Source organism: Enterobacterales bacterium endosymbiont of Anomoneura mori (genome assembly GCF_047159375.1).
Taxonomy (GTDB): Bacteria; Pseudomonadota; Gammaproteobacteria; order Enterobacterales; family Enterobacteriaceae_A.
On the sequence record NZ_AP031381.1, the window covers coordinates 203,329 to 229,822 of the forward strand.

Annotated in this window: 28 protein-coding genes and 5 tRNA genes; 15 read left to right on the plus strand and 18 right to left on the minus strand. The window is 15.5% G+C overall.

Annotated features, from left to right (window positions below):
- On the minus strand, positions 1 to 1,092 hold the full coding sequence (prfB, locus tag ACMCL3_RS01085; protein WP_412728735.1) for a peptide chain release factor 2: 1,092 nt from the start codon (positions 1,090 to 1,092) through the stop codon (positions 1 to 3).
- A gap of 106 nt (positions 1,093 to 1,198) precedes the next feature.
- On the opposite strand from prfB, the gene ACMCL3_RS01090 reads away from it, so the two are divergent.
- Positions 1,199 to 2,113: an ATP-dependent 6-phosphofructokinase gene (locus tag ACMCL3_RS01090; protein ID WP_412728736.1), complete on the plus strand. Its 915-nt coding sequence runs from the start codon at positions 1,199 to 1,201 to the stop codon at positions 2,111 to 2,113.
- A gap of 117 nt (positions 2,114 to 2,230) precedes the next feature.
- Positions 2,231 to 3,631, plus strand: coding sequence for a glutamate--tRNA ligase (gene gltX, locus ACMCL3_RS01095; RefSeq protein ID WP_412728737.1), 1,401 nt, complete (start codon positions 2,231 to 2,233; stop codon positions 3,629 to 3,631).
- A 283-nt stretch (positions 3,632 to 3,914) separates the two neighbouring features.
- On the opposite strand, the gene dnaQ is transcribed toward gltX, so the two are convergent.
- A complete protein-coding gene (dnaQ, locus tag ACMCL3_RS01100; protein WP_412728738.1) occupies positions 3,915 to 4,595 on the minus strand; it encodes a DNA polymerase III subunit epsilon in 681 nt (226 codons plus the stop codon).
- Positions 4,596 to 4,699: 104 nt separating this feature from the next.
- Positions 4,700 to 6,343: a glutamine--tRNA ligase gene (gene glnS, locus ACMCL3_RS01105; RefSeq protein WP_412728739.1), complete on the minus strand. Its 1,644-nt coding sequence runs from the start codon at positions 6,341 to 6,343 to the stop codon at positions 4,700 to 4,702.
- A 182-nt stretch (positions 6,344 to 6,525) separates the two neighbouring features.
- On the opposite strand from glnS, the gene ACMCL3_RS01110 reads away from it, so the two are divergent.
- The 6 genes from ACMCL3_RS01110 to asnS all read left to right on the plus strand — a co-directional run bounded on the left by ACMCL3_RS01110 (position 6,526) and on the right by asnS (position 13,254).
- On the plus strand, positions 6,526 to 7,062 hold the full coding sequence (locus ACMCL3_RS01110) for an SAM-dependent methyltransferase (RefSeq protein ID WP_412728863.1): 537 nt from the start codon (positions 6,526 to 6,528) through the stop codon (positions 7,060 to 7,062).
- A gap of 33 nt (positions 7,063 to 7,095) precedes the next feature.
- A complete protein-coding gene (gene ftsH, locus ACMCL3_RS01115) occupies positions 7,096 to 8,892 on the plus strand; it encodes an ATP-dependent zinc metalloprotease FtsH (protein ID WP_412728740.1) in 1,797 nt (598 codons plus the stop codon).
- Positions 8,893 to 9,204: 312 nt separating this feature from the next.
- Complete coding sequence (gene speE / locus ACMCL3_RS01120) at positions 9,205 to 10,074, plus strand: polyamine aminopropyltransferase (RefSeq protein WP_412728741.1); 870 nt, start codon at positions 9,205 to 9,207, stop codon at positions 10,072 to 10,074.
- Between the two features lie 14 nt (positions 10,075 to 10,088).
- Entirely contained in the window at positions 10,089 to 10,856 is a 768-nt protein-coding gene (speD, locus tag ACMCL3_RS01125) for an adenosylmethionine decarboxylase (protein ID WP_412728742.1), read from the plus strand.
- 85 nt (positions 10,857 to 10,941) lie between these two features.
- Positions 10,942 to 11,775, plus strand: a complete 834-nt coding sequence (gene rsmA / locus ACMCL3_RS01130; protein WP_412728743.1) for a 16S rRNA (adenine(1518)-N(6)/adenine(1519)-N(6))-dimethyltransferase RsmA — start codon at positions 10,942 to 10,944, stop codon at positions 11,773 to 11,775.
- 84 nt (positions 11,776 to 11,859) lie between these two features.
- A complete protein-coding gene (gene asnS / locus ACMCL3_RS01135) occupies positions 11,860 to 13,254 on the plus strand; it encodes an asparagine--tRNA ligase (RefSeq protein ID WP_412728745.1) in 1,395 nt (464 codons plus the stop codon).
- 41 nt (positions 13,255 to 13,295) lie between these two features.
- Here asnS and def read toward each other — a convergent pair whose 3' ends face one another.
- The 6 genes from def to rpmH all read right to left on the minus strand — a co-directional run bounded on the left by def (position 13,296) and on the right by rpmH (position 18,134).
- Positions 13,296 to 13,739 carry a peptide deformylase gene (def, locus tag ACMCL3_RS01140; RefSeq protein WP_412728746.1) on the minus strand — a complete coding sequence of 148 codons (444 nt, stop codon included), beginning with the start codon at positions 13,737 to 13,739 and terminating at the stop codon, positions 13,296 to 13,298.
- A gap of 25 nt (positions 13,740 to 13,764) precedes the next feature.
- Positions 13,765 to 14,418 (minus strand): 3,4-dihydroxy-2-butanone-4-phosphate synthase, encoded by a 654-nt coding sequence (gene ribB / locus ACMCL3_RS01145; RefSeq protein WP_412728864.1) that lies wholly within the window; start codon positions 14,416 to 14,418, stop codon positions 13,765 to 13,767.
- Positions 14,419 to 14,583: 165 nt separating this feature from the next.
- The gene (gene mnmE / locus ACMCL3_RS01150) at positions 14,584 to 15,942 is read right to left on the minus strand and encodes a tRNA uridine-5-carboxymethylaminomethyl(34) synthesis GTPase MnmE (RefSeq protein ID WP_412728747.1); all 1,359 of its coding nucleotides are present in this window, start codon (positions 15,940 to 15,942) and stop codon (positions 14,584 to 14,586) included.
- Positions 15,943 to 15,968: 26 nt separating this feature from the next.
- Positions 15,969 to 17,561: a membrane protein insertase YidC gene (yidC, locus tag ACMCL3_RS01155; protein ID WP_412728748.1), complete on the minus strand. Its 1,593-nt coding sequence runs from the start codon at positions 17,559 to 17,561 to the stop codon at positions 15,969 to 15,971.
- Positions 17,562 to 17,649: 88 nt separating this feature from the next.
- Positions 17,650 to 17,985 carry a ribonuclease P protein component gene (gene rnpA / locus ACMCL3_RS01160; RefSeq protein WP_412728749.1) on the minus strand — a complete coding sequence of 112 codons (336 nt, stop codon included), beginning with the start codon at positions 17,983 to 17,985 and terminating at the stop codon, positions 17,650 to 17,652.
- 8 nt (positions 17,986 to 17,993) lie between these two features.
- The gene (gene rpmH / locus ACMCL3_RS01165) at positions 17,994 to 18,134 is read right to left on the minus strand and encodes a 50S ribosomal protein L34 (RefSeq protein ID WP_412728750.1); all 141 of its coding nucleotides are present in this window, start codon (positions 18,132 to 18,134) and stop codon (positions 17,994 to 17,996) included.
- 116 nt (positions 18,135 to 18,250) lie between these two features.
- On the opposite strand from rpmH, the gene ACMCL3_RS01170 reads away from it, so the two are divergent.
- Positions 18,251 to 19,522, plus strand: a complete 1,272-nt coding sequence (locus tag ACMCL3_RS01170) for an NAD(P)/FAD-dependent oxidoreductase (protein WP_412728751.1) — start codon at positions 18,251 to 18,253, stop codon at positions 19,520 to 19,522.
- A gap of 30 nt (positions 19,523 to 19,552) precedes the next feature.
- On the opposite strand, the gene ACMCL3_RS01175 is transcribed toward ACMCL3_RS01170, so the two are convergent.
- The 3 genes from ACMCL3_RS01175 to ACMCL3_RS01185 all read right to left on the minus strand — a co-directional run bounded on the left by ACMCL3_RS01175 (position 19,553) and on the right by ACMCL3_RS01185 (position 20,144).
- Complete coding sequence (locus ACMCL3_RS01175) at positions 19,553 to 19,900, minus strand: iron-sulfur cluster assembly accessory protein (RefSeq protein WP_412728752.1); 348 nt, start codon at positions 19,898 to 19,900, stop codon at positions 19,553 to 19,555.
- Between the two features lie 79 nt (positions 19,901 to 19,979).
- Positions 19,980 to 20,053 (minus strand) — tRNA-Arg (locus tag ACMCL3_RS01180).
- Positions 20,054 to 20,056: 3 nt separating this feature from the next.
- Positions 20,057 to 20,144, minus strand: a tRNA-Ser gene (locus ACMCL3_RS01185).
- Between the two features lie 389 nt (positions 20,145 to 20,533).
- Here ACMCL3_RS01185 and ACMCL3_RS01190 point away from each other — a divergent pair.
- Both ACMCL3_RS01190 and cspC read left to right on the plus strand, forming a co-directional pair.
- Positions 20,534 to 20,606, plus strand: a tRNA-Val gene (locus ACMCL3_RS01190).
- Between the two features lie 93 nt (positions 20,607 to 20,699).
- On the plus strand, positions 20,700 to 20,909 hold the full coding sequence (gene cspC / locus ACMCL3_RS01195; protein ID WP_412728753.1) for a cold shock-like protein CspC: 210 nt from the start codon (positions 20,700 to 20,702) through the stop codon (positions 20,907 to 20,909).
- Between the two features lie 60 nt (positions 20,910 to 20,969).
- On the opposite strand, the gene rpmG is transcribed toward cspC, so the two are convergent.
- The 3 genes from rpmG to ACMCL3_RS01210 form a co-directional block, all read right to left on the minus strand.
- On the minus strand, positions 20,970 to 21,131 hold the full coding sequence (gene rpmG, locus ACMCL3_RS01200; RefSeq protein ID WP_412728754.1) for a 50S ribosomal protein L33: 162 nt from the start codon (positions 21,129 to 21,131) through the stop codon (positions 20,970 to 20,972).
- Between the two features lie 19 nt (positions 21,132 to 21,150).
- Entirely contained in the window at positions 21,151 to 21,354 is a 204-nt protein-coding gene (gene rpmB / locus ACMCL3_RS01205; protein WP_412728755.1) for a 50S ribosomal protein L28, read from the minus strand.
- 68 nt (positions 21,355 to 21,422) lie between these two features.
- A complete protein-coding gene (locus ACMCL3_RS01210) occupies positions 21,423 to 22,343 on the minus strand; it encodes a rhodanese-related sulfurtransferase (protein WP_412728756.1) in 921 nt (306 codons plus the stop codon).
- Between the two features lie 122 nt (positions 22,344 to 22,465).
- Here ACMCL3_RS01210 and ACMCL3_RS01215 point away from each other — a divergent pair, with 122 nt between their 5' ends.
- The 4 genes from ACMCL3_RS01215 to ACMCL3_RS01230 all read left to right on the plus strand — a co-directional run bounded on the left by ACMCL3_RS01215 (position 22,466) and on the right by ACMCL3_RS01230 (position 24,503).
- Complete coding sequence (locus ACMCL3_RS01215; RefSeq protein ID WP_412728757.1) at positions 22,466 to 23,377, plus strand: RluA family pseudouridine synthase; 912 nt, start codon at positions 22,466 to 22,468, stop codon at positions 23,375 to 23,377.
- Positions 23,378 to 23,485: 108 nt separating this feature from the next.
- Positions 23,486 to 23,653, plus strand: coding sequence for a 50S ribosomal protein L32 (gene rpmF, locus ACMCL3_RS01220; RefSeq protein WP_412728758.1), 168 nt, complete (start codon positions 23,486 to 23,488; stop codon positions 23,651 to 23,653).
- A 68-nt stretch (positions 23,654 to 23,721) separates the two neighbouring features.
- On the plus strand, positions 23,722 to 24,327 hold the full coding sequence (locus ACMCL3_RS01225; RefSeq protein WP_412728759.1) for a peroxiredoxin C: 606 nt from the start codon (positions 23,722 to 23,724) through the stop codon (positions 24,325 to 24,327).
- A gap of 103 nt (positions 24,328 to 24,430) precedes the next feature.
- Positions 24,431 to 24,503: transfer RNA gene (locus tag ACMCL3_RS01230), tRNA-Gly, on the plus strand.
- Positions 24,504 to 24,526: 23 nt separating this feature from the next.
- On the opposite strand, the gene ribE is transcribed toward ACMCL3_RS01230, so the two are convergent.
- The 3 genes from ribE to ACMCL3_RS01245 all read right to left on the minus strand — a co-directional run bounded on the left by ribE (position 24,527) and on the right by ACMCL3_RS01245 (position 26,313).
- Entirely contained in the window at positions 24,527 to 25,003 is a 477-nt protein-coding gene (ribE, locus tag ACMCL3_RS01235; protein WP_412728760.1) for a 6,7-dimethyl-8-ribityllumazine synthase, read from the minus strand.
- A gap of 21 nt (positions 25,004 to 25,024) precedes the next feature.
- The gene (gene ribD / locus ACMCL3_RS01240; RefSeq protein ID WP_412728865.1) at positions 25,025 to 26,143 is read right to left on the minus strand and encodes a bifunctional diaminohydroxyphosphoribosylaminopyrimidine deaminase/5-amino-6-(5-phosphoribosylamino)uracil reductase RibD; all 1,119 of its coding nucleotides are present in this window, start codon (positions 26,141 to 26,143) and stop codon (positions 25,025 to 25,027) included.
- A gap of 96 nt (positions 26,144 to 26,239) precedes the next feature.
- A tRNA-Asp gene (locus ACMCL3_RS01245) sits at positions 26,240 to 26,313 on the minus strand.
- Positions 26,314 to 26,494: the final 181 nt, after the last annotated feature.

Sequence of the window (26,494 nt, forward strand, 5' to 3'; positions counted from 1 at the left end):
TTATAACCCTGCTTTTAAACTAGCTTTAATAAATAAATCTAAATTAATATTTGTTATATTTTTCACATTATTAATTTGATAATTTGTTCGAATATCTTTAATTATAGAATTATCAAGAATATATGAACGTATTTGATTACTCCAAGAAATATTTTTTTTATTATCTTCTATTTTTTTTTTAATATTTTTTTTTTTTAAAAATTCTAAATTTAATAATTTTAAATTTAATTTTTTAAGAGCATTTTTTTTATTTTTATGTTGTGAACGACTATTTTGACATTGAACATAAATATTTGTTGGTAAATGTTTTATTCTTACTGCAGATTCAGTTTTATTTATATGTTGACCACCTGCACCTGAAGAACGATATAAATCAATACGCAAATCAGAATAATTATAATTTATATTAATATTATCATTTATTTCTGGATATACATAAACTGAACTAAAAGAAGTATGTCGTTTATTATTATTAAATGGATTTTTTCTAACTAATCTATGTATTCCAGTTTCAGTACGTAACCAACCATATGCATTATTACCAATAATTTTCATAGTAATTGATTTAATACCTATATTATTATTAATTTTTTTTTCTATAAATTTAATTTTAAAATTTTTTTTTTCTGCCCAATTTAAATACATTTTAAATAATATATTACACCAATTTTGTGAATCAATTCCTCCAGAACCTGCTTTAATATTTATAAAACAATTAAGTTTATCATTTTTACCTAAAAAAAAACATTTTTCTTCTAAATTGTTGATTTTTTTTTTTAAATAATTTAAATTATTTTTAATAACATCAAAAATTTTTTCATCTTTTGTTTTTTCAAATATTTTTAATAATTTAAAATTATTAAATATATTATCTTTTAAAAAATTAATTTTTTTAAATATATTTTTAATTAAAATAAATTCTTCTTTTAATTCTAAAAATAAATTATTACTCCAAAAATCAGGATTTTTTAATTTATAATTTATTTCTTCTAAACGAATTTTTTTTTTTTTATAATTTATTTTTTTTTTAATATTAATTAAATATTTTAAAATTTTTTCATTTTTTTCTTTTAATATTTTTTTTTTATTCATTATAAATTCCTTTATAAAATAATTATTTATTTTTTATATATTATTATTATAGTTTTTAAGTAAATATTATTATAATAATATTTATTATTTTATAAATATAAATAAAATGAAAATTATTGGAATATTAACAAGTGGTGGTGATTCACCTGGAATGAATGCTGCTATAAATGGAATTTTAAAAACCGCTTTTATTAATAAAATTAAAGTATTTGGAATTTATAATGGTTTTAAAGGTTTATATAAAAATAATATTAAAGAAATAATTAAAAATAAAAAAATAAATCTAATAAATATTGGTGGTACTTTTTTGAGGTCTTCAAGATTTAAAGAATTTGAAAATAAAAATATAAGAATTAAAGCAATTGATAATTTAAAAAAAAAAAAAATAGATTCATTAATAATTATAGGTGGTAATGGTTCTTATATTGGTTCTAAATATTTAATAAAAGAAGGTTTTTCTTGTATTTGTTTACCAGGAACAATTGATAATGATGTTATATGTACAGATTATTCTATAGGTTATTTTACTGCTTTAGAAACAATAGTAGAAGCAATAGATCGTATTCGTGATACTGCATGTTCACATAAAAGTATATTTATTATAGAAATAATGGGAAGATATTGTGGCAATTTAACAATTGCTAGTGCTATTGCTGGAAAATGTGAATTTTTCATAATTCCTGAAATAAATTTTAATATTAAAAATTTAATTTATGAAATTAAATTAAAATTATTAAAAGGAATTAATAATATAATAATAGCTATTACAGAAAATATTTATAATATAAAAAAACTTTCAAAATATATTAGAAAAAAAATAAAATTTGAAGTTAAAACAGTAGTTTTAGGTTATATTCAACGTGGTGGAAAACCAATTTCATATGATAGAATTTTAGGTTTTCGTATGGGTTCATATTCAATTAAATTATTAATAAAAGGATATAATAATATATGTATTGGAATTAAAAATAATAAAATTATATTTAAAAATATTATTAAAGAAATTAATAAAATAACTTAAAATATTAATATATATAAAAAAAAAATAATTTAAAAATAAATAATTTTATTTTATTATAAAATATTAAAAATAATATAAATAAATAATAATTTAAAAATAAATATTAAATATAATATTATGAAAATTATAACAAGATTTGCACCAAGTCCTACAGGATTATTACATATTGGTGGAGCACGTACAGCATTATATTCATGGTTATTAAGTCGTTGTAATAAAGGTAAATTTATATTAAGAATAGAAGATACTGATATTAAACGTTCAAATATTAAATCAATTAATTCTATTTTAGAAGGATTAAAATGGTTAAAAATTAATTGGGATAAAGGTCCTTTTTTTCAATCTAACAATTTATATAGGTATAAAAAAGTTATATATAAAATGTTAAAACAAGGTAGTGCATATAAATGTTATTGTTCTAAAGAACGTTTAAAAAAATTAAGAAATTATCAAATTATTAATAATATAAAACCTCGTTATGATAAATTTTGTTTATATAAAAATATTAAAAATATAAAAAATAAAAAATATGTAGTACGTTTTTGTAATCCAGAAAAAGGTAATGTTTTTTTTAATGATGAAATAAGAGGTTTAATTAAAGTTAATAATAAAGAATTAGATGATTTAATAATTTGTAGAGAAAATAATATTCCTACATATAATTTTTGTTCTATTATAGATGATTTAGATATGAATATTACTCATATAATTAGAGGTGTAGAACATATTAATAATACTCCAAGACAAATAAATATATTAAAACAATTAGGTGCTAAAATTCCTAAATATTTTCATGTATCTTTAATTTTAGGAAATGATGGTAAAAAATTATCTAAAAGATATAATATTAATAGTATAAATGAATATAAAAAAAATGGTTATTTATCAGAAGCTTTAATTAATTATATTTTTAAACTTGGTTGGTCATATAAAAATAAAGAAATATTTACATTAAAAGATATGATAAAATATTTTAATATAAAAAACTTTATTAAATCTTCAAGTATTTTTGATATTAAAAAATTAAATTGGATTAATAGATATTATATAAATAATATAGATATTAAAAAAATAAAATTTAAAATTTTACCATATTTTAAAAAAAAAAATATAAATATTAATAATAAAAAAAATTTAAAAAAAATAATTAAATTATTTATAAAACATTCTAATAATTTAAATGAAATAGTTGATTCATGTAATTATATTTATAATAATAATATTATATTAAATTATAAAATAATTGAAAAAATTATAAAAAAAAAAAATAATTTAAAATTATTTATAATAATTTATAATAAAATTAAAAAAATTAATTTTTGGTCATATAATAATATTAAAAATATAATAAAAAAAATTAAAAATGAATTTTATTTAAATATGTATGATATATGTATGCCTTTACGTATTGTTATAACAGGTAAAATAAATACACCTGATATTAATAATATTATATATTTAATTAAAAAAAAAAATTTTTTATATCGTTTAAATAACATAATAAATTTATTTTATTAATAATTTTAAAATTTTTAAAATTATTAATAAAATAAATTTATATTTTTAAATTAATAAATTAATTATTAAAATTAAATTAATTTAAAAATATTAAAATAAATATATTTTTTAAAAAAATTTTTATAAATATAAATTTATTTGTTTTATATATATAAATAATATAACAATTTTTTAATTTTTTTAATAAATATTATCATATTATTATAAATAAAAATTAAAATATTTTAAATTTTTTTTATTTATAAATAAATAAATAAATTTTTAAATATTTATTTTTAAATATTTAAAAATTTTTTTTAATATAATTTAAAAAATTTATATTTTCTAAAATTTCTTTTTTATTAGCATATATTATTTTAGTTTTTTTTAATATTTTATTATTTTTATATTTTTTATCATTTATTTTAATTTTTTTTTGTCCTCCTGTCATTAATAAATAAATTTTTGATAATAATTTTGCATCAGTTAAAGCACTATGAAAAACACGTTTACTTAAATCTATTTCATATCTTTCGCATAAAGAGTTTAAATTATTGTTTTTTCCAGGAAAAATTTTTCTTGCCATTGATAAAGTATCAATTACATTACAAATTGTTTCTATTTTTGGTATATTTTTATTAAGTAATGAAAATTCATAATTTATAAAATTAACATCAAACATTGCATTATGAGCAATTAAATCGGCTCCATAAATTAATTTTAAAAATTCTTTATAAATATCTTTAAATTTTTTTTTATCATTTAAAAATTTATTACTTATTCCATGTATAGCTAAAGCTTCAGGATCAATTGGTCTATTTGGATTTAAGTAAGAATGAAAAATTTTCCCTGTAAATTTTCTATTTATTAATTCTATTGCTCCAATTTCAATAATACGATGTCCTATATAATATAATCCAAATTTATTTAAACCTGTTGTTTCAGTATCAAATATTATTTGTCTTTTATTAATAATATACCTCATTTTTTAAAATAATATTAATTATATAAATATTAATTTTTTTTATTAATTTAAAATATAATAAATTTAATTATAATATTAAATATTTTTAAGTTAAAAAAAATTTTTTAATATTTTTTTAATTTAATAATTCTATTAAAAATTAAATTATTTTTATATTTAGTTTTAACTAAACAAAAATAACCTATACGTTCAAGTTGAAATGAATTATAATTTTTTAAATAATATAAATTTGGTTCTACATAACTATTTTTAATAATTAAAGAATTAGGATTAATTATTGAAATAATATTTTTATATTTTCCAGGATTAGGAACTTTAAATAAATGATTATATAAATTAATAGTTACAGGTATTGAATGTTTTTTAGAAACCCAATGAATTACATTAATTGATTTATTATTAATTTTTATTTTTTTATTTAAAGTATTATAATAATAAATACAATAAATTTTTTTAATATTTCCACATATATTTTTAATAATTTTTTTTGCTTTAATTACATATGAATTTCTTAATCTTATTTTTCTACCTAAAATTAAACGTTTATAATTTTTATCAAATTTTTCTTTATAATCAGATTTATCAATATAAATTTTTTTACTAAATGGAACAATACGATAACCTTCTTTAATATTTTTAGGATTTTTTAACATTAAAATCATTTCTATATGTTTACCCATATTTTTAATAATAATTATTAATGGATCAATTACTCCCATATAATGTAATGATTTTTTATTTAAATCATTTCTAACATAATGTTCTAATGTTTCAATATTAATTAAACTTTCTTGATTAGTTATACCAATATTTTTGCAAAAATTATAAATAGAATTTGAACTATAACCTTTACATTTTAAACCAGATAATGTTGGCATTCTTGGATCGTCCCAATTATTAACAAATTTATTTTTAACTAAAAATTTTAATTTTCTTTTAGATAATATATAGTAAGTTAAATTTAATCTAGAAAATTCATATTGACAAGGATTAAATTTTTTTGTAATATTATCTAGTATCCAATTATATAAAATACGATTATCTAAAAATTCTAATGTACATAAAGAATGAGTAATTTTTTCTAATGAATCAGAAATACAATGAGAAAAATCATAAGTTGGATAAATACACCATGTTTTATTAGTTTTAAAATGTTTAATATATTTAATTCTATATAATATTGGATCTCTCATAACAATATTAAATGAAGACATATTAATTTTTGCACGTAAACAAGCAGCACCTTCTGGGAAATATCCATATTTCATTTTTTTAAACATATATAAATTTTCTTTAATACTCCTATTTCTAAATGGACTTATTTTACCTGGTTTAGTTAAAGTACCTCTATATTTATGAATTTTATTTTTTGATAATTCATCAACATATGCTAAATTTTTTTTAATTAATTCTTTTGCATATTTATAAATTATATTAAAATAATCAGAAGTATAATAAATATTATTAATAATTTTAAATCCTAACCATTTTATATCTTTTATAATAAATTTAATATATTTTAAATTTTCAGAATTTGGATTAGTATCATCAAAACGTAAATTACATTTTCCATTATATTTTTTTGCTATATTTAAATTTAAAAAAATAGATTTAGCATGACCAATATGTAAAAAACCATTTGGTTCTGGTGGAAATCTTGTAGTTATTGTTTTATATTTTTTACATATTAAATCTTTTTTAATAATATTAAAAATAAAATTTTTTTTATATATATATTTTTTTTTCATTTTTATTATATTAATAGTTATTTATTAATTTAATTGTTATATATTTTTATTAAATTAATTATTATAATTTTTTTTAAAATATTAAAAATAAAAAATATTTAAATTAAATAAATGAAAAAAAAAACTTGGTTAAAAAAAAAATTAAAAGATAAATATTACATTTTATCTAAAAAAAAAAATTAATATCACGTGCATGGTTTAAACTTGAAGAAATACAAAAATGTTATAAAATATTTAAATATAATATGATTGTTGTTGATTTAGGAGCAGCACCTGGAAGTTGGTCAAAATATGCAAAAAAAATGGTTGGTACAAAAGGTATTGTTTATTCATATGATATAAAAAAAATTAATCCAATTAATGGTATTAATTTTTTTAAAGAAAATATTTTAAATATGAATTTTATTAAAAAAATAACTAATTATATTGGTTTTAACAATGTTCAAGTTGTAATATCAGATCTTTCACCTAAAATAAGTGGAATTGCTTCAATTGATATACCAAAATCAATTGAATTAGCTAAAAAAGTTATAAAAATTTGTAATAGTATATTAAAAAAAAAAGGTACATGTATTATAAAAATATTTCAAGGAAATGGTTTTAAAAAATTTATTAAATATATTAATCCAATGTTTAAAAAAATCAAAATAATTAAACCATATTCATCTCGTACTACTTCTAAAGAAGTATATATAATTGCTATTAATTATAATTTTTAATTTTTTATAAAATTTAATATAAAGGAATAAAAAATGAAAAATATATTTAAAAAAATATTTTTTTATTTAAGTTTTATTTTTATAATAATTTTTTTTTTTCAAAATTTTTTACCACAAATATCTAATGATTCTGTTGAATATTCAAAATTTATTTCTGATTTAACACAAAATAAAATAAGTGAAGTAAAAATTATTGATAAAGAAATTGATGTTATTAAAAAAAATAATGATAAATATATTACTTATATCCCAATTAATGATAATAAACTTTTAGATACTTTATTATTAAAAAATGTTAAAATTTTAAGTGTTGATAAAAATAATACTACTTTAACAACATTTATTATATCTTGGTTACCATTAATATTTATATTTATAGTTTGGTTATTTTTTATTAAACAAACTCAAGGTGGAAAAAATATAATTTCATTTATTAAAAATAAAGCAAAATTATTAAAACCAAATAAAATAAAAATAAATTTTAAAGATGTTGCTGGTTGTGAAGAAGCAAAAGAAGAAATTAAAGAAATAGTTGATTTTTTAAAAAATCCTAATTATTTTAAAAAATTAGGAATTAAAATACCTAAAGGTATATTAATGATTGGTCCTACAGGAACCGGTAAGACTTTATTAGCTAAAGCAATTGCTGGTGAAGCAAATGTGCCATTTTTTTCAGTTTCTGGATCTGATTTTGTAGAATTATTTGTAGGTGTAGGTGCATCTCGTGTTAGAAGCATGTTTATTCAAGCTAAAAATTATTCTCCATGTATAATATTTATTGATGAAATTGATGCTATTGGTAAAAAAAGAGGACCTAATATAGGAATTAACAATGATGAAAGAGAACAAACTTTAAATCAAATATTAGTAGAAATGGATGGTTTTGAAAGTTTTAAAGGAGTTATTATTATAGCTGCTACAAATAGACCAGATGTTTTAGATCCTGCTTTATTAAGACCAGGGCGTTTTGATAGAAAAATTTTTGTAGGACTTCCTGATATTAAAGGACGTGAAGATATTTTAAGAGTACATATATCTAATATACCTATTTCTAAAGATGTTGATTTATCTTTAATTGCAAGAGGAACACCAGGATTTTCAGGTGCTGATTTATCTAATTTAATAAATGAGGCTGCTTTATTAACTGCTCGTGCTAAAAAAAATATAGTAACAATGTTAGAATTTGAAAAAGCAAAAGATAAAATTTTATTAGGAATAGAAAGAAATTCTTTAGTTATGACAGAAAAACAAAAAGAATTAATAGCTTATCATGAATCTGGACATACTATTATAGGTTATTTAGTACCTGAACATGATCCTGTTCATAAAGTAAGTATTATTCCAAGAGGATGTGCTTTAGGAATTACATTTTTTCTTCCTAAAACTGATATAATGAATGAAAGTTATATAAAATTAGAAAGTAAAATTTCTACATTATATGGCGGTCGTATTGCTGAAGAATTAATATATGGAAAACAAAATATATCAACTGGATCATATAATGATATTAAAGTAGCTACTTCAATTGCTCATAATATGATTACTAAATGGGGATTTTCTAATAAATTAGGTCCATTAAATTATGATAATGAAAATTATAATGAATTATCAATAAAAAATAATAAAATAAAAAAAAAATGTATATCAGATGCAACATTATATATGATTGATCAAGAAATAAAATTAATAATAGAAAATAATTATATTAGAGCTCAAAATTTATTAAAAAAAAATATAGATATTTTATATTCTATGAAAAATGCTTTAATTAAATATGAAACATTAAATTCAAAACAAATTTATAATTTAATGAATCGTATAAAAATTTAAAATGTTAATATTTTTAAAAAATTAAATAAAAATTATTTTATAAATTTTTTTATGGAGTGGTTAGATAGTAAAATTTTACTATCTAACTAATTTAAAAATTTAATATTTTAAAATTTATTTAAATTTTATTATAATAAATATTAAAAAATTTTTTTTAAATATAAATTAAATTTTTATAATATTAATTTATTTAATTTAAATTTTTATTTAATTATTTTTATTTAATAATTTTTAAAATATTTTTTATTATTTTATAATAATTTATATTTTAAAAATTTTAAATTTATAATTTTTAATTAATAAGGAAAAAAAATGAAAAAAAAAATTTTTTGGTATGAATTCTTACATAGTAATGTAGGACAATTTTTTACAATAGATAAAATTATATTTAAAAAAAAAACAAAATATCAAAATTTATTAATTTTTTATAATTCTTTTTTAGGACGTGTTATGATTTTAGATAATATTGTACAAACAACTGAAAAAGATGAATTTATTTATCATGAAATGATTACACATATACCTTTAGTAACAAATTATAAAGCAAAAAAAATTTTAATTATAGGAGGTAGTGATGGAGGAGTATTACGTGAAGTTGTTAAACATAAAAATATTGAACAAATTTATATGGTTGAAATTGATAAAGAATTAATAAAATATTGTAAAAAATATTTACCTAATCATAGTGCAGGTTCTTATAATGATAAAAGATTAAAATTAATAATAGAAGATGGTAATAAATTTGTTAATAAAACTAAAGAAAAATTTGATGTAATTATATCAGACTGTACAGATCCTGTTGGTCCTGGAAAAAATTTATTTGATCCTATTTTTTATAAAAATTGTGCAAATATTTTAAATAAAAATGGTATATTTGTATCTCAAAATGGAATTTTTTTATTTCAAAAAGAAGAAATAATTAACAGTTTTAATAATCTTAAAAAATATTTTAAAGATGTATATTTTTATCAAGCTTCGATACCAACTTATTATGGTGGTGTAATGAATTTTTCATGGTCAACACAAAATATTTTAAATAGAAAATTTTCTTCATTAAAACTTAAAAAAATTTTAATGGAAAAAAAATTAAATTGTTTTTATTATAATTATAAAATTCATTTAAATAGTTTTGCGTTACCTCAATATATGAATAATATAATTAATAATAACTTAAAAATATAAGGAGGAAAAAAAAAATGGAAAAAATTAAATTATATGGTTTTAATAATTTAAATAAAATTCTAATTTTTTGCATTTATGATGTTTTTTATATTAATGAAAAAAAAAATTATAATAAATATATTAAATATATAAATAAAAAATACAATTCTGAAAGATTAACAAAAATTTTAAAAAAAATTTGTTTTTCAATTGGGGCAAGTATATTAAATATAGCACATCAAAATTATATACCTCAAGGTGCTAGTTCTGTAATTCTTTTTAAAGAAAATGAAAATTATAAAAATAAAAAAAAATTTTTAATTAATGATTATTTAATGCATCTTGATAAAAGTCATATATGTATTCATACTTATCCAGAAAATATATTTAAAAAAAAAACAAATATTTTTCGTATAGATTTAGAAATTTCAACATGTGGTGTAATATCACCATTAAAAATTATAAATTATATTATTAATAAATTCAAATCAGATGTTTTATCAATAGATTATCATATACGAGGATTTACTCGTAATATTGAAAATAATAAAATTTATATAGATCATAAAATTAATTCAATTGAAGATTTTATATCTAAAAAAATATTATTAAAATATAAAACAAAAAATATAAATATTAAAAAAGTAAATACTTTTATTACTAAATTAATTTTAAAAAAAATTAATTTAAAAAATTTTATTTTTAGTAATGAATTAAAAAATAAAAATTCAAAAGAAAAAAAAGAAATAATTAAAAAAATTAAAAAAAATTTAAAAGAAATTTATAATATGAAAAATATTTAAAATAAATAAAATTAATATTTTTATTTTTAAAAAAAAATTATATTAATTAAAAAATTTATTAATTATAATTTTTAAAAAATTTAAAATGTTTAAAAATAATTATAAAAAATTTATTCCTAAAAAAGAATTAGGTCAAAATTTTTTAAATAATTTATATATAATAAAAAAAATTATTAAAATTATTAAATTAAAAAAAAATGATATATTATTGGAAATTGGTTCTGGTTTTGGTATAATTACAAAATTAATAATTTTACATTTAAAAAAAATTAATTTAGTTGAAATTGATTTAAATTTAATAAAATTTTTAAAAAAATATTTACAATTTAAAAAAAAAAAAATTTTAATATATAAAAAAAATATTTTAAAAATTAATTTAATTAAAATAGTAAAAAAAGAAAAAAAATTAATAAAATTATTTGGTAATATTCCTTATAATATATCAACTAATTTAATTTTTTATATTATTAAATATATATATTATATAAAAAAAATATATATTATATTACAAAAAGAATTTTTTGAAAAGATATTATCAACTTCTAAAAAAAAAACAAATGGTCGTTTAAATATTATTATAAAATATTATTTTAATATAAAACCAATATTTAAAATATCTAAAAATTCATTTATTCCAAAACCTAAAATAAAATCTATTTTAATAATTTTAAAACCATATAAAAAAATTTTTTTTATAATTAATATTAATATTTTTAATTTAATAATTAAATTATTTTTTAATAATAGAAGGAAAAAAATTAAAAACATTTTTAAAAAAAAAATATTTAAAAATGTAAAAATAAATATAAATATAAATTTAAATTTTAGATCTGAAAATATTTCATTATTAAAATATTGTATATTATCAAATTTAATAATTATTAATTATTTTTTAAAAAATAATTATTTTAAAATATAATTAATAATATTATATTAATTTAATAATAATTTATATTTATTTTATTTTAAAATATTAATAAAAAAATAATTAAATAACAAAAAAATGAAAATATCTATTGATTTTATATTAAAAGGTTATATTAAAGTTAATAAAAAAATATCAATAAATGGTTGGGTACAAACTAAAAGAATTACAAAATTTGGCATTTCATTTATTTCAATATATGATGGTACATGTTTTAAAACATTTCAAGTAATTATAAAAAATAATTTAAAAAATTATAAAAAACTTTTAAATTTAACAACTGGTTGTTCAGTTAATATTACTGGTTTATTAGTTTTTTCTTTAGGAAATAAACAAAATTATGAATTAAAAGCTACTAATGTTAAAGTTATTGGATGGATTAAAAATCCTAATTTATATCCAATAACTCCAAAATATCATAGTAAAGAATATTTAAGAGAAATTGCTCATTTAAGACCTAGAACAAATTTAATAAGTGCAATCTCTAGAATTAGACACACACTTGCTTATGCAATACATAAGTTTTTTAATAAAAATGGGTTTTTTTGGATTTCTACACCATTAATTACATTTATTGATACTGAAGGTTATAGTAAAATGTTTAAAATTACAACATTTAATTTTAAAAAAATTCCATATAATAATTTAGGAAATGTTGAATTTAAAAAAGATTTTTTTGGAAAAAAATCGTTTTTAACAGTTTCTGGACAATTAACTGGGGAAGCATATGCAAGTTCACTTTCAAAAATTTATACATTTGGACCAATTTTTAGAGCTGAAAATTCAAATACAAATAAACATTTATCAGAATTTTGGATGATTGAACCTGAAATTGCATTTGCTTCATTACAAGATATAATAAATCTTTCAGAAAAATTATTAAAATATATTTTTAAAATAATTATAAATAAAAGAATTAATGATTTATATTATTTAAATAAAAAAAATAATATTAAAAATATTAATTTATTAATTAAATTTATATTTTCTAAATTTGAACAATTTGAATATAATGAAATAATAAAAATTTTATTAAAATATAATATTAAATTTAAAAATCCTATTAAATGGGGTCAAGATATTTCCACAGAACATGAACAATTTTTATGTGAAAAATATTTTAAAAAACCAATTGTTATAAAAAATTATCCTAAAAACATAAAAGCTTTTTATATGAGAATAAATAATGATTACAAAACTGTATCAAATATGGATATTTTATTTCCAGGTATTGGAGAAATAATTGGTGGTTCTCAACGTGAAGAAAGATTAAATATATTAGATAAAAGAATAAATGAAATGAAATTAATTAAAAAAAAATATTGGTGGTATAGAGATTTACGTAAATACGGAACTGTTCCACATTCAGGATTTGGTTTAGGATTTGAAAGAATATTAAATTATATAACAGGAATTAAAAATATTCGTGATGTTATTCCTTTCCCTAGAACACCTAATATATCAAATTTTTAAATAATTAATAATTATTAAAATTTTTTAAAAATATTTATATTTTATGAATAATCAATAATTAATTTACCATTTAAATGATCAATTTCATGTTGAATGCATATCGACAAAATATCATTTGTTTCAAATTCAAAATAATTTCCTTTAATATTCATTGCTAAAATTTTAACATATGAATAACGTTTTATAACAAAAAATTTTTTTGGAATAGATAAACATCCTTCTTTAAAATAAATTTTACCTTTTTTTTTTAAAATTTTTGGATTTATAAAAATTAATTTTTTATTAATATTTTTAAAATTATGTACTATAAAAAATCTTTTATTTATTCCAATTTGTGGCGCTGCTAAGCCAATACCATTTTTTTTATACATAATTTTAAACATATTATGTATTATATTTTTTATTTTATAATCAATTTTATTAATTGAATTTGATTTTTTTTTTAATATTTTATTAGGATAATAAATTAATTTTATTAATGACATATTTACTTAATTTATAATAAATTTATTATTTAAAATTATTTTTTTTAAAATGTAAATATTTTATAATATCATTTATTGTTATTAACACCATATTATTTTTATTAGCAAAATTAATAATATCTTTTTTTTTTGACATACTTCCATCATCATTTGTTAATTCACAAAGCACACCTATTTCTTTTAAACCTGAAATTTTTAATAACTCAATTGTTGCTTCAGTGTGTCCTCTACGTATTAATATTCCTCCTGGTTGTGCACATAAAGGGAATATATGACCAGGTTTATTAAGATCTTTAGGTTTAACATTATTTGATACAACTGTTTGTATAGTTTTAATTCTATCTTTAGCAGATACACCAGTAGTTACTCCTTTTGAAGCTTCTATACTAATTGTAAATGGTGTTTGAAATTTACTTGAATTATTTATAACCATCATAGGTAATAATAATTTTTTTCTAAGTTTTTCAGTAATACAAAGACAAACAATACCACTACAATATCTAATAGTTAATGCCATTTGTTTAACTGTCATATTTTCTGCTGCAAAAATAATATCACCTTCATTTTCACGATTTTTATCATCTAATACAATTACACCTTCTTTATTTTTTAATGATTTTATAGCATTTTTAATACGATTAATTGATTTTTTAAAATTTATTTTTTTATTTTTGATAATATCATCCTTAAAAAAAATATTTTTTTTATTTTTATAAATAATAAATTTAATTTTTTTTAAAATATTTAAAATAATTTTTTGAATATTTAAATTAATATTAAAAAATTATAAATTTACAAAAAATATTTTATAATATTTAAATATAATTTATTTAAAATTTTAAAATTATTTACCAATACAAAATTTAGAAAATATTTTATTTATTATATTTTCTGAATTTTCTTTACCAATAATTTTATTTAATTCTTTAATAATTAATAATAAATTTTCTGCTAATAATTCTTCATAAAAAACATTTTTAATTATTTTTTTTGATTTTATTAAATAACATTTTATTTTTTTTAATAATTCTAAATGTCTTAAATGTGATAAATATAATCCTTCTGTAAAATTATTTAAACCTATTTTTTTTTTTAAATATTTTTTTAATAAATTAATACCATTTAATTTTATGATAGATAAACAAATTAAAGTATAATTTTTAATCGTAAAAATTCCTGGTTTTTCTTTAGTTAAATCTATTTTATTTCTTAATATTATAATTGATAAATTATTAGAAAAATGTTTAATAAAATTATATTTTAAATTTAAAAAATTTTTTTTTCTTTTAGTATCTATTAATAATAATAGATAATTAGTTTTTTTAATTTCACTTATTGTTTTATTAATTCCAATATTTTCTATTATATTTTTAGTTTTACGTAATCCAGCAGTATCAATAATATTAATTTTAATATTTTCAATATAAATATTTTTACTTAATATATCTCTTGTAGTTCCAAATATTTTAGAAACAATTGAAATATTTTTTCCAGATAATACATTTATTAAACTCGACTTTCCTACATTTGGACTACCTGCTATAACTATTTTAATACCTTCTTTAATAATATAACTTTTTTTTGTTTCATCTAAAATATTATTAATATTTAATAAAATATAATCTAATTTTTTTATAATTTCATTTTTTGTTATTTTTTTAATATCATCTTCTGAAAAGTTAATTTGAGCTTCTAAATTTATTCTTAAATTATCAACTAATTTAGTTATTTTAATTATTTTAGAAGAAAAACTTCCTTTAAAAGAAGCTATAGCCATTTTTGCTGCTAATATTGAATTAGCATTTATTAAATCAAAAATTGATTCTGCTTGAATTAAATTAATTTTATTATTTAAAAATGCACGTTTTAAAAATTCTCCTGGTTTAGCAATACGTATATTTTTAATTTTTAAAATATTTTTAATTAATAAATTTATAACAATAGGACCACCATGTCCATGTAATTCTAAAACATCTTCTCCAGTAAAAGAATTAGGTTTTGGAAACCATAAAGCAATTCCTTTATCTAAAATATTATTATTAAAATCATAAAAAAAAATATACTCAGCATAACGTGGTTTTGGAATTTTTTTTAATATTGTAAGAGCTACTTTTTTTGTATTTGTTCCTGAAATACGTACAACTCCAATACCACCTCTTCCAATTGGAGTTGCTTGAGCTACAATTGTATTTTTAAAATCCATATTTCAAAAATATTAATTTAATTATTTTATTTATATTTTTTAAAAAATTTTTTATAAATTTTTTTTTGTTGAAAAATAATAAAAATATTATTTATTATATAATAAATTATTATTCCAGAAGGAAAATAATAAAAAAATATACTAAATAATAATGGTAAAAAATTTATAATTTTTTCTTGAAATGTATTTTTTTTAGATTTATATGATATTTTTTGAATATAATATATTGTAATAGATAATATAATTGGTAAAATAAAATAAGGATCTTTTGAAGAAAGATCATTAATCCAAAAAATAAATTTTGAATGTCTTAATTCTATAGATTCTATTAAAATATTATATAATGATAAAAATATTGGTATTTGTATTATTACTGATAATAATCCTAATAAAGGATTAATTTTTTCATTTTTATATAATTTAAATATTTCTTTATTCATTAATAGTTTATTATTTTTATAAATTTCTTTTATTTTTTTAATTTTAGGATTTAATAAATTTATTTTATTAGCGTAAATATATTGAAAATTTGTAATTGGATAAATAATTAAACGTAATAATAATGTTATTAATATTATTGAAAAACCCCAATTTCCTATAATTTTATTTATAAATTTTAATATTTTAAATATAGGATGTGATAAAAATCCAAAAAAACCATAATTTATAGTTAAATTTAAATATGGGGATATTTTTATAAATTCATCTTGTAATTTAGGACCAATCCATAAAGATGTTTTAAAATTTTTAATATTATACGGTTTTATAATATTTGAATTAGATTGATAACTAATAATATTTAAATTATTATTTATTTTTTTAAAATTTAAAATATTTTTTTTATTATTAGGTATTAATGATGTAATGAAATATTTTTGTAACATTGCTATCCAACCAGTTTTTGTATCTACATTATATTTTATATCATTTTTAAAAGATATTTTTTTAATTTTTTCTTTATCAGTTGAAAATGCAATTTCTTTTGAATTATTATTAATTAAAATATTATCATTAGATAAATTTATTGTTTGTTTAATTTGTCCAAAATCATTTAATTTTATTGGAAATTTACTATTATTTATAAAAGTATTTAAAATTTTAATTTCATAACTATTTCTTTTTAATATAAAAGTTTTAATTATAATATTTCCATTATTATCTTTATAATACATTGGAATAGAAATAAAATTTTCATTATTTTTTAATATATAATTATCTTTTTCAATTTTAAAATTTGGATTAATTATTTTATTTTTATTTTTAAATAAAAAATTTTTTTTAATTATATTATTTTTAATTTGATATATAAAAGAATTATTTGTTTTAAGTAATTTTAAATATTCACAAGAATTTATTTTTTCTTTATATTTTAATAATTTAGCTTCTTCTATAATTCCGCCATTTGTATTAATTGTTAAATTTAATAAATCAGTTTTAATTATTATTTTTTTATAACTTTTATTTCTATTATTTATTATATTATCATAATTATAATTAATAATATTTTCATTTTGATTAATATTTAAACAATTTTTTATATTTTCTTTTTTTTTAAATATTCCTAAAGTTATTACAAATAAAAACAATATTAATATAAGTAATTTATTTTTAATATTCAAAATTATTTTTAATTATTTTAAAATAAAATTATTATATAATAAAAAAATATTTTTATAAAATTTAATATTTATAATTTTAATATTATATTTAATAATTTTTAAATTTCCAAATTTTTTCTATTTTTTTAAAAATTTTATAATTATTTAAATTATTTATAGGTTTTTTTAAAAAAAATATAAAATCATATAATGGTAATAAAAATTGATTATAACAAAAACTATATTTAAAAATACGTTTTAAACGATTTCTATCATTTGATAATTTAATATTTTTTTTTTTAATAATTAAACATAATCTTGCATATTCTAAATTATTAATAATTTTAAAAATATTAAAATATTTATTATTATATAATTTAGAATTTTTAAAATTTATTTTTAAAATATTTTTTATTATTAAATTATTTAAAGAAAAAATTTTCATTTTAAAATTTATTTATAAGAAATTAATTTTTTTCTACCTTTATTGCGTCTTCTTGATAAAATTTTTCTACCAGTTTTTTTTGACATTTTTATACGAAATCCATATTTTCTATTTCTTTTTAAAATTGATGGTTGAAAAGTATATTTCATATTTTTTTATTTATATATAATTTATTATAATTTTAAAAATTTTAAAATATTAATATTAAATAATTATTATTTTTAAAAAATACAAAATACATAAAAAATATTAAAAAGGAAAAAAGTTGAATAAAAAAAAAATAATAATAATTGGTGGTGGAGTTAGTGGTTTAGAATTAGCAAAAAATTTAGGTAATAAAATAGGGAAAAAAATAAATATTACACTTATAGATAAAAATCCACATCATATATGGAAACCTATTTTACATGAAATTGCTACAGGTTATTTAGATGCTAATATAAATTCTGTAAATTATTTAGATCATGCATATAATAATAATTATAGTTTTATATTAGGAAATATAATAAATATTAATAAATATAAAAAAATAATAACATATAAATGTAATAATAATTTAAAAAATTATAAAAAAATAAGTTATGATATTCTTGTTATTGCATTAGGTAGTATATCTAATGATTTTAATATTTTGGGAGTTAAAAAAAATTGTTTTTTTTTAGATAATATTAACCAAGCACTTTTACTTCATAAAAAAATATTTAATATTTTACTAAATTTATATGAAAATAAAAATAAAATTATTAATATAGTTATTATTGGAGGTGGGGCAACAGGAATTGAATTATCTACTGAAATTTTAAATACAATAAAAGAATTAAAAAAATATAATTATAATAATTTAAAAAATAAAAAAATAAATATTTTTATAATTGAAGCAAGTAATAGAATTTTATCAGCATTACCAATTAAAATTTCATTAAATATACATAATAAATTAAAAAAATTAGGAATTAATATACTTAATAAAACTATTGTTATAAAAGTTTATAAATATGGAATTATTACTAAAACAAATATATTTATAAATGCTAATTTAATTATTTGGTCAGCAGGTATTAAAGTACATAATTTTATTAAAAAAATAAAAGGTCTTGAAACTAATAAAATTAATCAATTAATAATTAAATCTACTTTACAAACTACATTAGATGAAAATATTTTTGCTATTGGTGACTGTTCATCTTTAAAATTAAATAATAATAATTTTGTACCAGCAAGAGCACAATCTGCACATCAAATGTCAAGTATTTGTTATAAAAATATTTTAGCTATTTTAAATAAAAATTCTTTAAAATCATTTAAATATATTGATAAAGGTGTTTTAATATCTTTATCTAAATATAATACAATAGGGTATATAATAATTAACAAAATAAATAAAAAAATAATTATAAAAGGAAAAATTGCACGTTTTTTATATATTACATTATATATAATACACCAAATTAAAATTTTAGGATTTAAAAAAACTATTTTATTAAATTTAATGAATGTTATTAATAAATTTATTTTTTTTAAAATTAAAATTAAATAATTATTATAAATTTTAAATTATATAAAATATTTAAAAATTTTCATCAATCCTAAGTTTAAAAGAAGAACCACAACTACATGTTTTTTTAATATTAGAATTTTTAATAATAAACTTTGATTCTTCTAAATTAGAAATATAAAATAAATAACTTCCAGATAAATATTGTAAACTTATTGGATCAATAACTATTATAATATTATCTTTAATAATACATGTATCATTATATTTTTTATTTTTAACTAAAATAAACCCATATTTTAAACCACCACATCCACCACCTTTAATAAAAATTCTTAATTTTTTTTTTTTTTTTGTTGTTATATATTTTATTTGATTAATAGCAGTTTTATCTATATTAAAATTAAAAAAATTTTTCATTATTTTTATAAATAAAATATTTAAAAATATTTTTAACTAAAATTTTATATTTTTTAAAAAATTAATATTTTAAATAAATTACATCTGAAAGGATTTGAACCTTTGACCTCTCAGTTCGTAGCCGAGTGCTCTATCCAACTAAGCTACAGATGTATACGGTGAGACGGGGATTTGAACCCCGGATACTGTTTTAAAGTATACTCCCTTAGCAGAGGAGCGCCTTCAGCCACTTGGCTATCTCACCTAATTTATATTTTAAAAAATTAATTTATTAAATATTATATAATACAAATTTTTAATAATAAATATTTTAAAAAATATATTAATTAATTTATAAAAATAATTTAATATTTATATTAATATTTATTTAATATTTTTAAAATTTTATTTTTATAAAATATAATATTATTTTATATTATAAATTTTAAAAATTAATATTAATTAAATTTATTTTATTTTTTTTAAAAATATTTAATATTTAACTAAAAATATAAATTCAACAACTTTTATCTTTTAATATAATATTTTATAATAAAAAAATCTTTTTTTATAAAAAAATTATTTATAATTTAATTTTTTTAAAATATAATTATTTGACTTTTTTTTTTTTTTTATTTAAAATATAATTATAAAAGGTGATTAGCTCAGTTGGTAGAGCGTCTCCTTTACACGGAGATGGTCGGTGGTTCAATTCCTCCATCACCTAATAAAATTTAATATATTATTTAAACATAATTTATTATAAAATAATTAAATATATTAAAAATATTTTTAAATATATTTTAAAAAAGGAAAAAAAATGGCTAAAATGAGAGGTCAAGTAAAATGGTTTAATGAATCAAAAGGATTTGGTTTCATTACTCCTGCAGATGGAAGTAAAGATGTTTTTGTACATTTTTCAGCTATACAAGGTAGTGGTTTTAAAACTCTTGCTGAAGGACAAAATATAGAATTTGAAATACAAGAAGGTCAAAAAGGACCATCAGCAATAAATGTTACAACTTTATAATAAAAACAATTTTTAAAAAACCCGTAAAATACGGGTTTAATTTTTTATATTTTTTTAAAACTATATTTTATATTCTTTATATAAAATATGTTTTCTAACTATAGGATTATATTTTTTTAAAATTATTTTTTTAATATTTTTTTTATTTTTTGTAGTAGTATAAAAATGTTTATTTTTATTTAAAGAAATTAATTTTATCTTTTCTATATTTTTTTTTTTCATTTATCCTTTATTAAATTAATTATAATAAATTATAATTTTTTTTATAAAAAATTTTTAAACCTTTTTTTGAAATTTTAAAATTTAAATATTTTTTTTTTTTTTTATTCCAAATTTTATGATTATGTAAATTTGGTAAAAAAATTCTTTTTGTAGTATTCATTGCGTGTGATCTTTTATTACCTTTCATAGGTTTTTTACCAGTTATTTGACATATTTTAGACATTTAAACTCCAAATGTATTTAATTAATTAAATATAAAATATTTTAATTTATTTATTAAAAATTAAATTATTATTTAATATAACATTCTTTACAACAAAATTTTTTATATTTTTTATAACATTTTAAACATTGAATTAATAATTTATTACAAATATTATTTTTACAATTAATGTAATTATCACTTTTTTTACCACATGTATAACAATTTGATATTATATCTTTAGTAACAAATTCTTTTAAACGTTTATCAAAAACAAAATTTTTACCAATAAAATTAATTGGTAATTTTTTAGAATTTGCAAAATTTACATAATTTATTATACCTCCTTTTATATGGAAAACATTTTTAAAACCATTTTTTAAAATATATTTAGTAGAAATTTCACAACGAATTCCACCAGTACAATACATTAAAATATTATTTTTAATTTTTTTTTTAATTTTTTTAATTATTTTACTTAATTGATTTCTAAAAGTAATAGATGGTAATGTAAAAGCATTTTTAAAATGTCCAATTTCATATTCATAATAATTTCTCATATCTAAAAATAATGTATTTTTACAATTTATAAAATTATTAACTTGAAAAACATTTAAATAAATTCCAGTTTTTTTAAAATTTTTTATATTTTTAATTTTATGATTTAAAATATAATTTTTAATTTTAATTTTTAAAGAACAAAAACTTTTTTTATTATTTAAACATTTATTTAAATTTATTTTTTTAAATAATGAATTATAATAATAAAAAAAATTTTTAAAATATAAAAAATTTTTTTTTGGTATACTTATTTGTGCATTAATACCTTCTTCAGATATTAAAATTCTTCCTAATATATTTAATTTTTTAAATTTTATAAAAAGAAAATTCTTTACTTTTTTAACATTACAAATATTAAAATATTTATAAAATGTAAAATTATATCTTAAACTTTTTTTTTTTTTAATAAATTTTTTATTTATTTTTTTATTACATAAATTAGTTTTCATAAATATTTAAAATTAATTATAAATAAATATTAATTATTTTATATTAAATATTTAATTTATTAAATATTTAAAATAATAATATTTTGTTATTATAAAGTAAATTTTATAAATTTTAAAATATTTTGAAAAATATTAAAAAAATAAATTTTATTAAAATTGATAGTAATAAAGAAGGACAAAGAATAGATAACTATTTAAAAAATATTTTAAAAAATTTATCAAAAAATAATATTTATAAAATTATAAGAAAAGGAAGTGTAAGAATAAACAATAAACGTATTAATTTTTTTTATAAATTAAAATTAGGTGATTTAATACGTATTAAAAAACAACAAAAAAAAAAAAATTTTTTTTATTTAGAAAATTTAGAAAAAAAAATTATATATGAAGATAATCATATATTAATAATTAAAAAACCTTCAGGAATTTCTGTTCATGGTGGAAGTGGAATTAAATGTGGAATTATTGAAAGTTTAAGAATATTAAGAAATAAAGAAGATTTTTTAGAACTTGTACATAGATTAGATCGTGAAACTTCTGGTATATTATTAATAGCAAAAAATAGATCATCTTTACTTTTTTTAAATAATGAATTACGTTTAAAAAATATTAAAAAAGAATATTTAGCTTTAGTTCATGGTAAATGGAATAAAAAAATAAAAATTATTCAAACATATATTAAAAATAAAAAAATAACATTAAATAATAATAAATATAAATTTTCAAAAACTATTTTTAAAATAAAAGAAATTTTTAAATTTTGTACTTTAATTAAAATTTTACCAATTACTGGTAGAACACATCAAATTCGTATACATACTTCATATGCTAATCACCCAATTTTGTTTGATAAATTATATGGAAAATCTTATTTAGATAATAAATTTAATAATTTTAAATTAAATAGACTGTTTTTACATGCTAATAAAATTATTTTTAAACATCCTTTTACAAAAAAAATTTTTAAAATAACATCTTCTATTGATAATGATTTAAATTATTTTTTAAATATTTTACGTAAAAATAATAAATAATTTTAATTTTAAATTAAAATATTTTAAAAAAATATTTAAATTTATTTAATAAAAATATTAATAATATAAAATTAATAATTAAAATATATTAAAATAAGGCAATTAAAAATGGCAGTTCCAAAACATAGAATATCTCGTTCAAAAAGAAATATGAGAAGATCTCATGATAAATTAAAATTTAAATTTTTATCTATTGATAAAAAAACTAAAGAATTACATTTTAGACACAATATAACTCTTAATGGTTTTTATAAAGGTATAAAAGTTATTAAATAATATATATTTTAAAAATAATAATTAATTAATATATTTTAATAATTAAAATAATTTAAAAAGGAAAAAAAATGGTTTTAGTTACTCGTAAAGCTCCTAATTTTTTAGCTTCTGCAGTTTTAGAAAATGGAAAAATCATAAATAATTTTAATTTTTATGATTATATTAATAATAAATATATTGTTTTATTTTTTTGGCCTATGGATTTTACTTTTGTATGTCCTTCAGAAATAATAGCTTTTAATAATCGTATTAATGAATTTAAAAAAAGAAATGTTGAATTAATAGGTATATCATTTGATTCAGAATTTGTTCATGATGCTTGGAGAAAAACACCAATAAATAAGGGTGGAATAGGAAAAATAGAATTTATTATGATTGCTGATATTAAAAGAGAAATACAAAAATCTTATGGTATTGAACATCCAGAATTAGGTGTTGCATTAAGAGCGAATTTTATAATTGATAAAAATAAAATTATACGTTCACAAATTGTAAATGATCTACCAATTGGTAGAAATATAGATGAAGTAATAAGAACTATTGATGCATTACAATTTTATGAAAAATATGGTGAAGTATGTCCAGCTCAATGGATTAAAGGGAAATCTAGTATTAAACCTTCTACTGAAGGAATTAAAAAATATTTAAATAAACATTTAAAAGAATTAAATTAAAAAAAATATATATTAATAAAAAAATATTAAATTTTATTAAATTTAATATTTATATAAAATTTTAATATAATTTAAATTTATAATTTTAATTATAAAAGTTTAAGCGGGAATAATTCAGTTGGTAGAATGTAACCTTGCCAAGGTTAATGTCACGGGTTCAAATCCCGTTTCCCGCTTAATTAAAAAATTATATTAATATTTAAATATTATTTTTTATATTATTTATAATATTTATCATTTCTAATGCATTTAAAGCAGCTTCCGAACCTTTATTACCTAATTTTATACCAGATCTATTAATAGCTTGTTCAATATTATCAGTAGTCAAAATACCAAAAATAATTGGAATTTCTGTTTTTAATATAACATTACTAATACTTGAAATAGTAGAATTTGAAATATATTTAAAATGTGGAGTTTCACCTTTAATAATTGTTCCTAATGCTATAATTGCATTATATTTTTTAGAATTTGCTAATATTTGTGTAATTAAAGGTATTTCAAATGCACCTGGTACCCAAATAATAGTAATATTATTATCTAAAATTTTACCGATACGTTTTAAAATATCAATAGAACCATTTAATAATGATTTATTAATAAATTCATTAAAACGTGATACTATTATTGCTATTTTACTATTAGGAGAATCAAATGAAACTTTTATTTTTTTCATATATTCCTAAATTTTTAAAAATTAAATATTTTTTTTATATTTTAATATTATTTTTAAATCTTTTCCTATTTTTTTAATATTTTTAAAAAAAAATTCATTTTTATTTACTATTTTTTTTAAATTAGGTATATTAAACATTCCTAAACTTTTATTTCCTAAAATTTTTGATGATATATATAAAATTAATTCATCAATTAATTTTAATTTAAATAAAGATCCAGCTAATTTAGAACCTGATTCTATTAAAATATTATTTAATTTAATTTTTCCTAAATATAACATTAAATTTTTAAGATTTATTTTTTTAAAAATTATTTGATGTATATTATTTGGCCAAATTTTATTATCTTTTTTTAAACGTATTAAAAATATTTCTCTATTTTTTACAATTATTTTATGTTTAGGTTTTATTCTGTTTTTACTATCAATAATTATTAATATTGGTTGTTTAAAATTTTTAAATGGATATAATTTTTTATACATTTTGTCTATATGTTTAAAACGTACATTTAAAGATGGATTATCAAATAATATAGTATTACTTGTACTAATTATAGCAGATGATATCATTCTTAATTTTTGAACATCTTCTCTTGATTTTATTGAAGTTATCCATTTACTTTTACCAGATAATAAAGCTGTTCTACCATCTAATGAAATACCAAATTTTAATTTTATATATGGTATGTTTTTTAACATACGTTTTGAAAAACCTATATTATTTTCAGTTTTAAATTTTATTGGAATATAAGATACTTTAATACCAGCATTTTTTAAAATTTTAAAACTTTTTCCTGATATTTTAGGATTTGGATCTTTCATAGATATAACAACACGTTTTATACCTGAATAAATTATAGATTTAACACATGGTGGAGTATTTCCAAAATAAGTACAAGGTTCAAGAGTTATATAAATTGTTGAATTTTTTATATTATTTTTTGCTTCTCTTAAAGCATTAATTTCAGCATGTGGACCTCCAAAAATAATATGTGTTCCTTCTCCTATTATTTTATTATTTTTAACAATTACACAACCAACACATGGATTAGGCATAGATGTAAATTTTCCTAAATACGCTAATTGTAAAGCACGTTTTAAATATAATATATCTATTTTAAATTGATTTATATTTAATATATTTAAACCTTTTAATTATTAAAAATATTTTTTATTAAATATTTTTAAAATTATTAATTTTATTTAAAAATTATTAATTATTAAATTTTTAATATACGGAACGGACGGGAATTGAACCCGTGACCCCCTGCGTGACAGGCAGGTATTCTAACCAACTGAACTACCGCTCCTTTGAAATAATTATATTATATTTTATATTTTTTTTTAAAAAAATCAATATTAATATATTATTTAATATTGTTAATCTTATAAAACTTTTAATTTAAAAATTAATTTATAATATAAATTATTTTAAAATTATAAAATTATAAATTTAAAAATATTCAATATTTAAAATTAAAAGGATTTTAA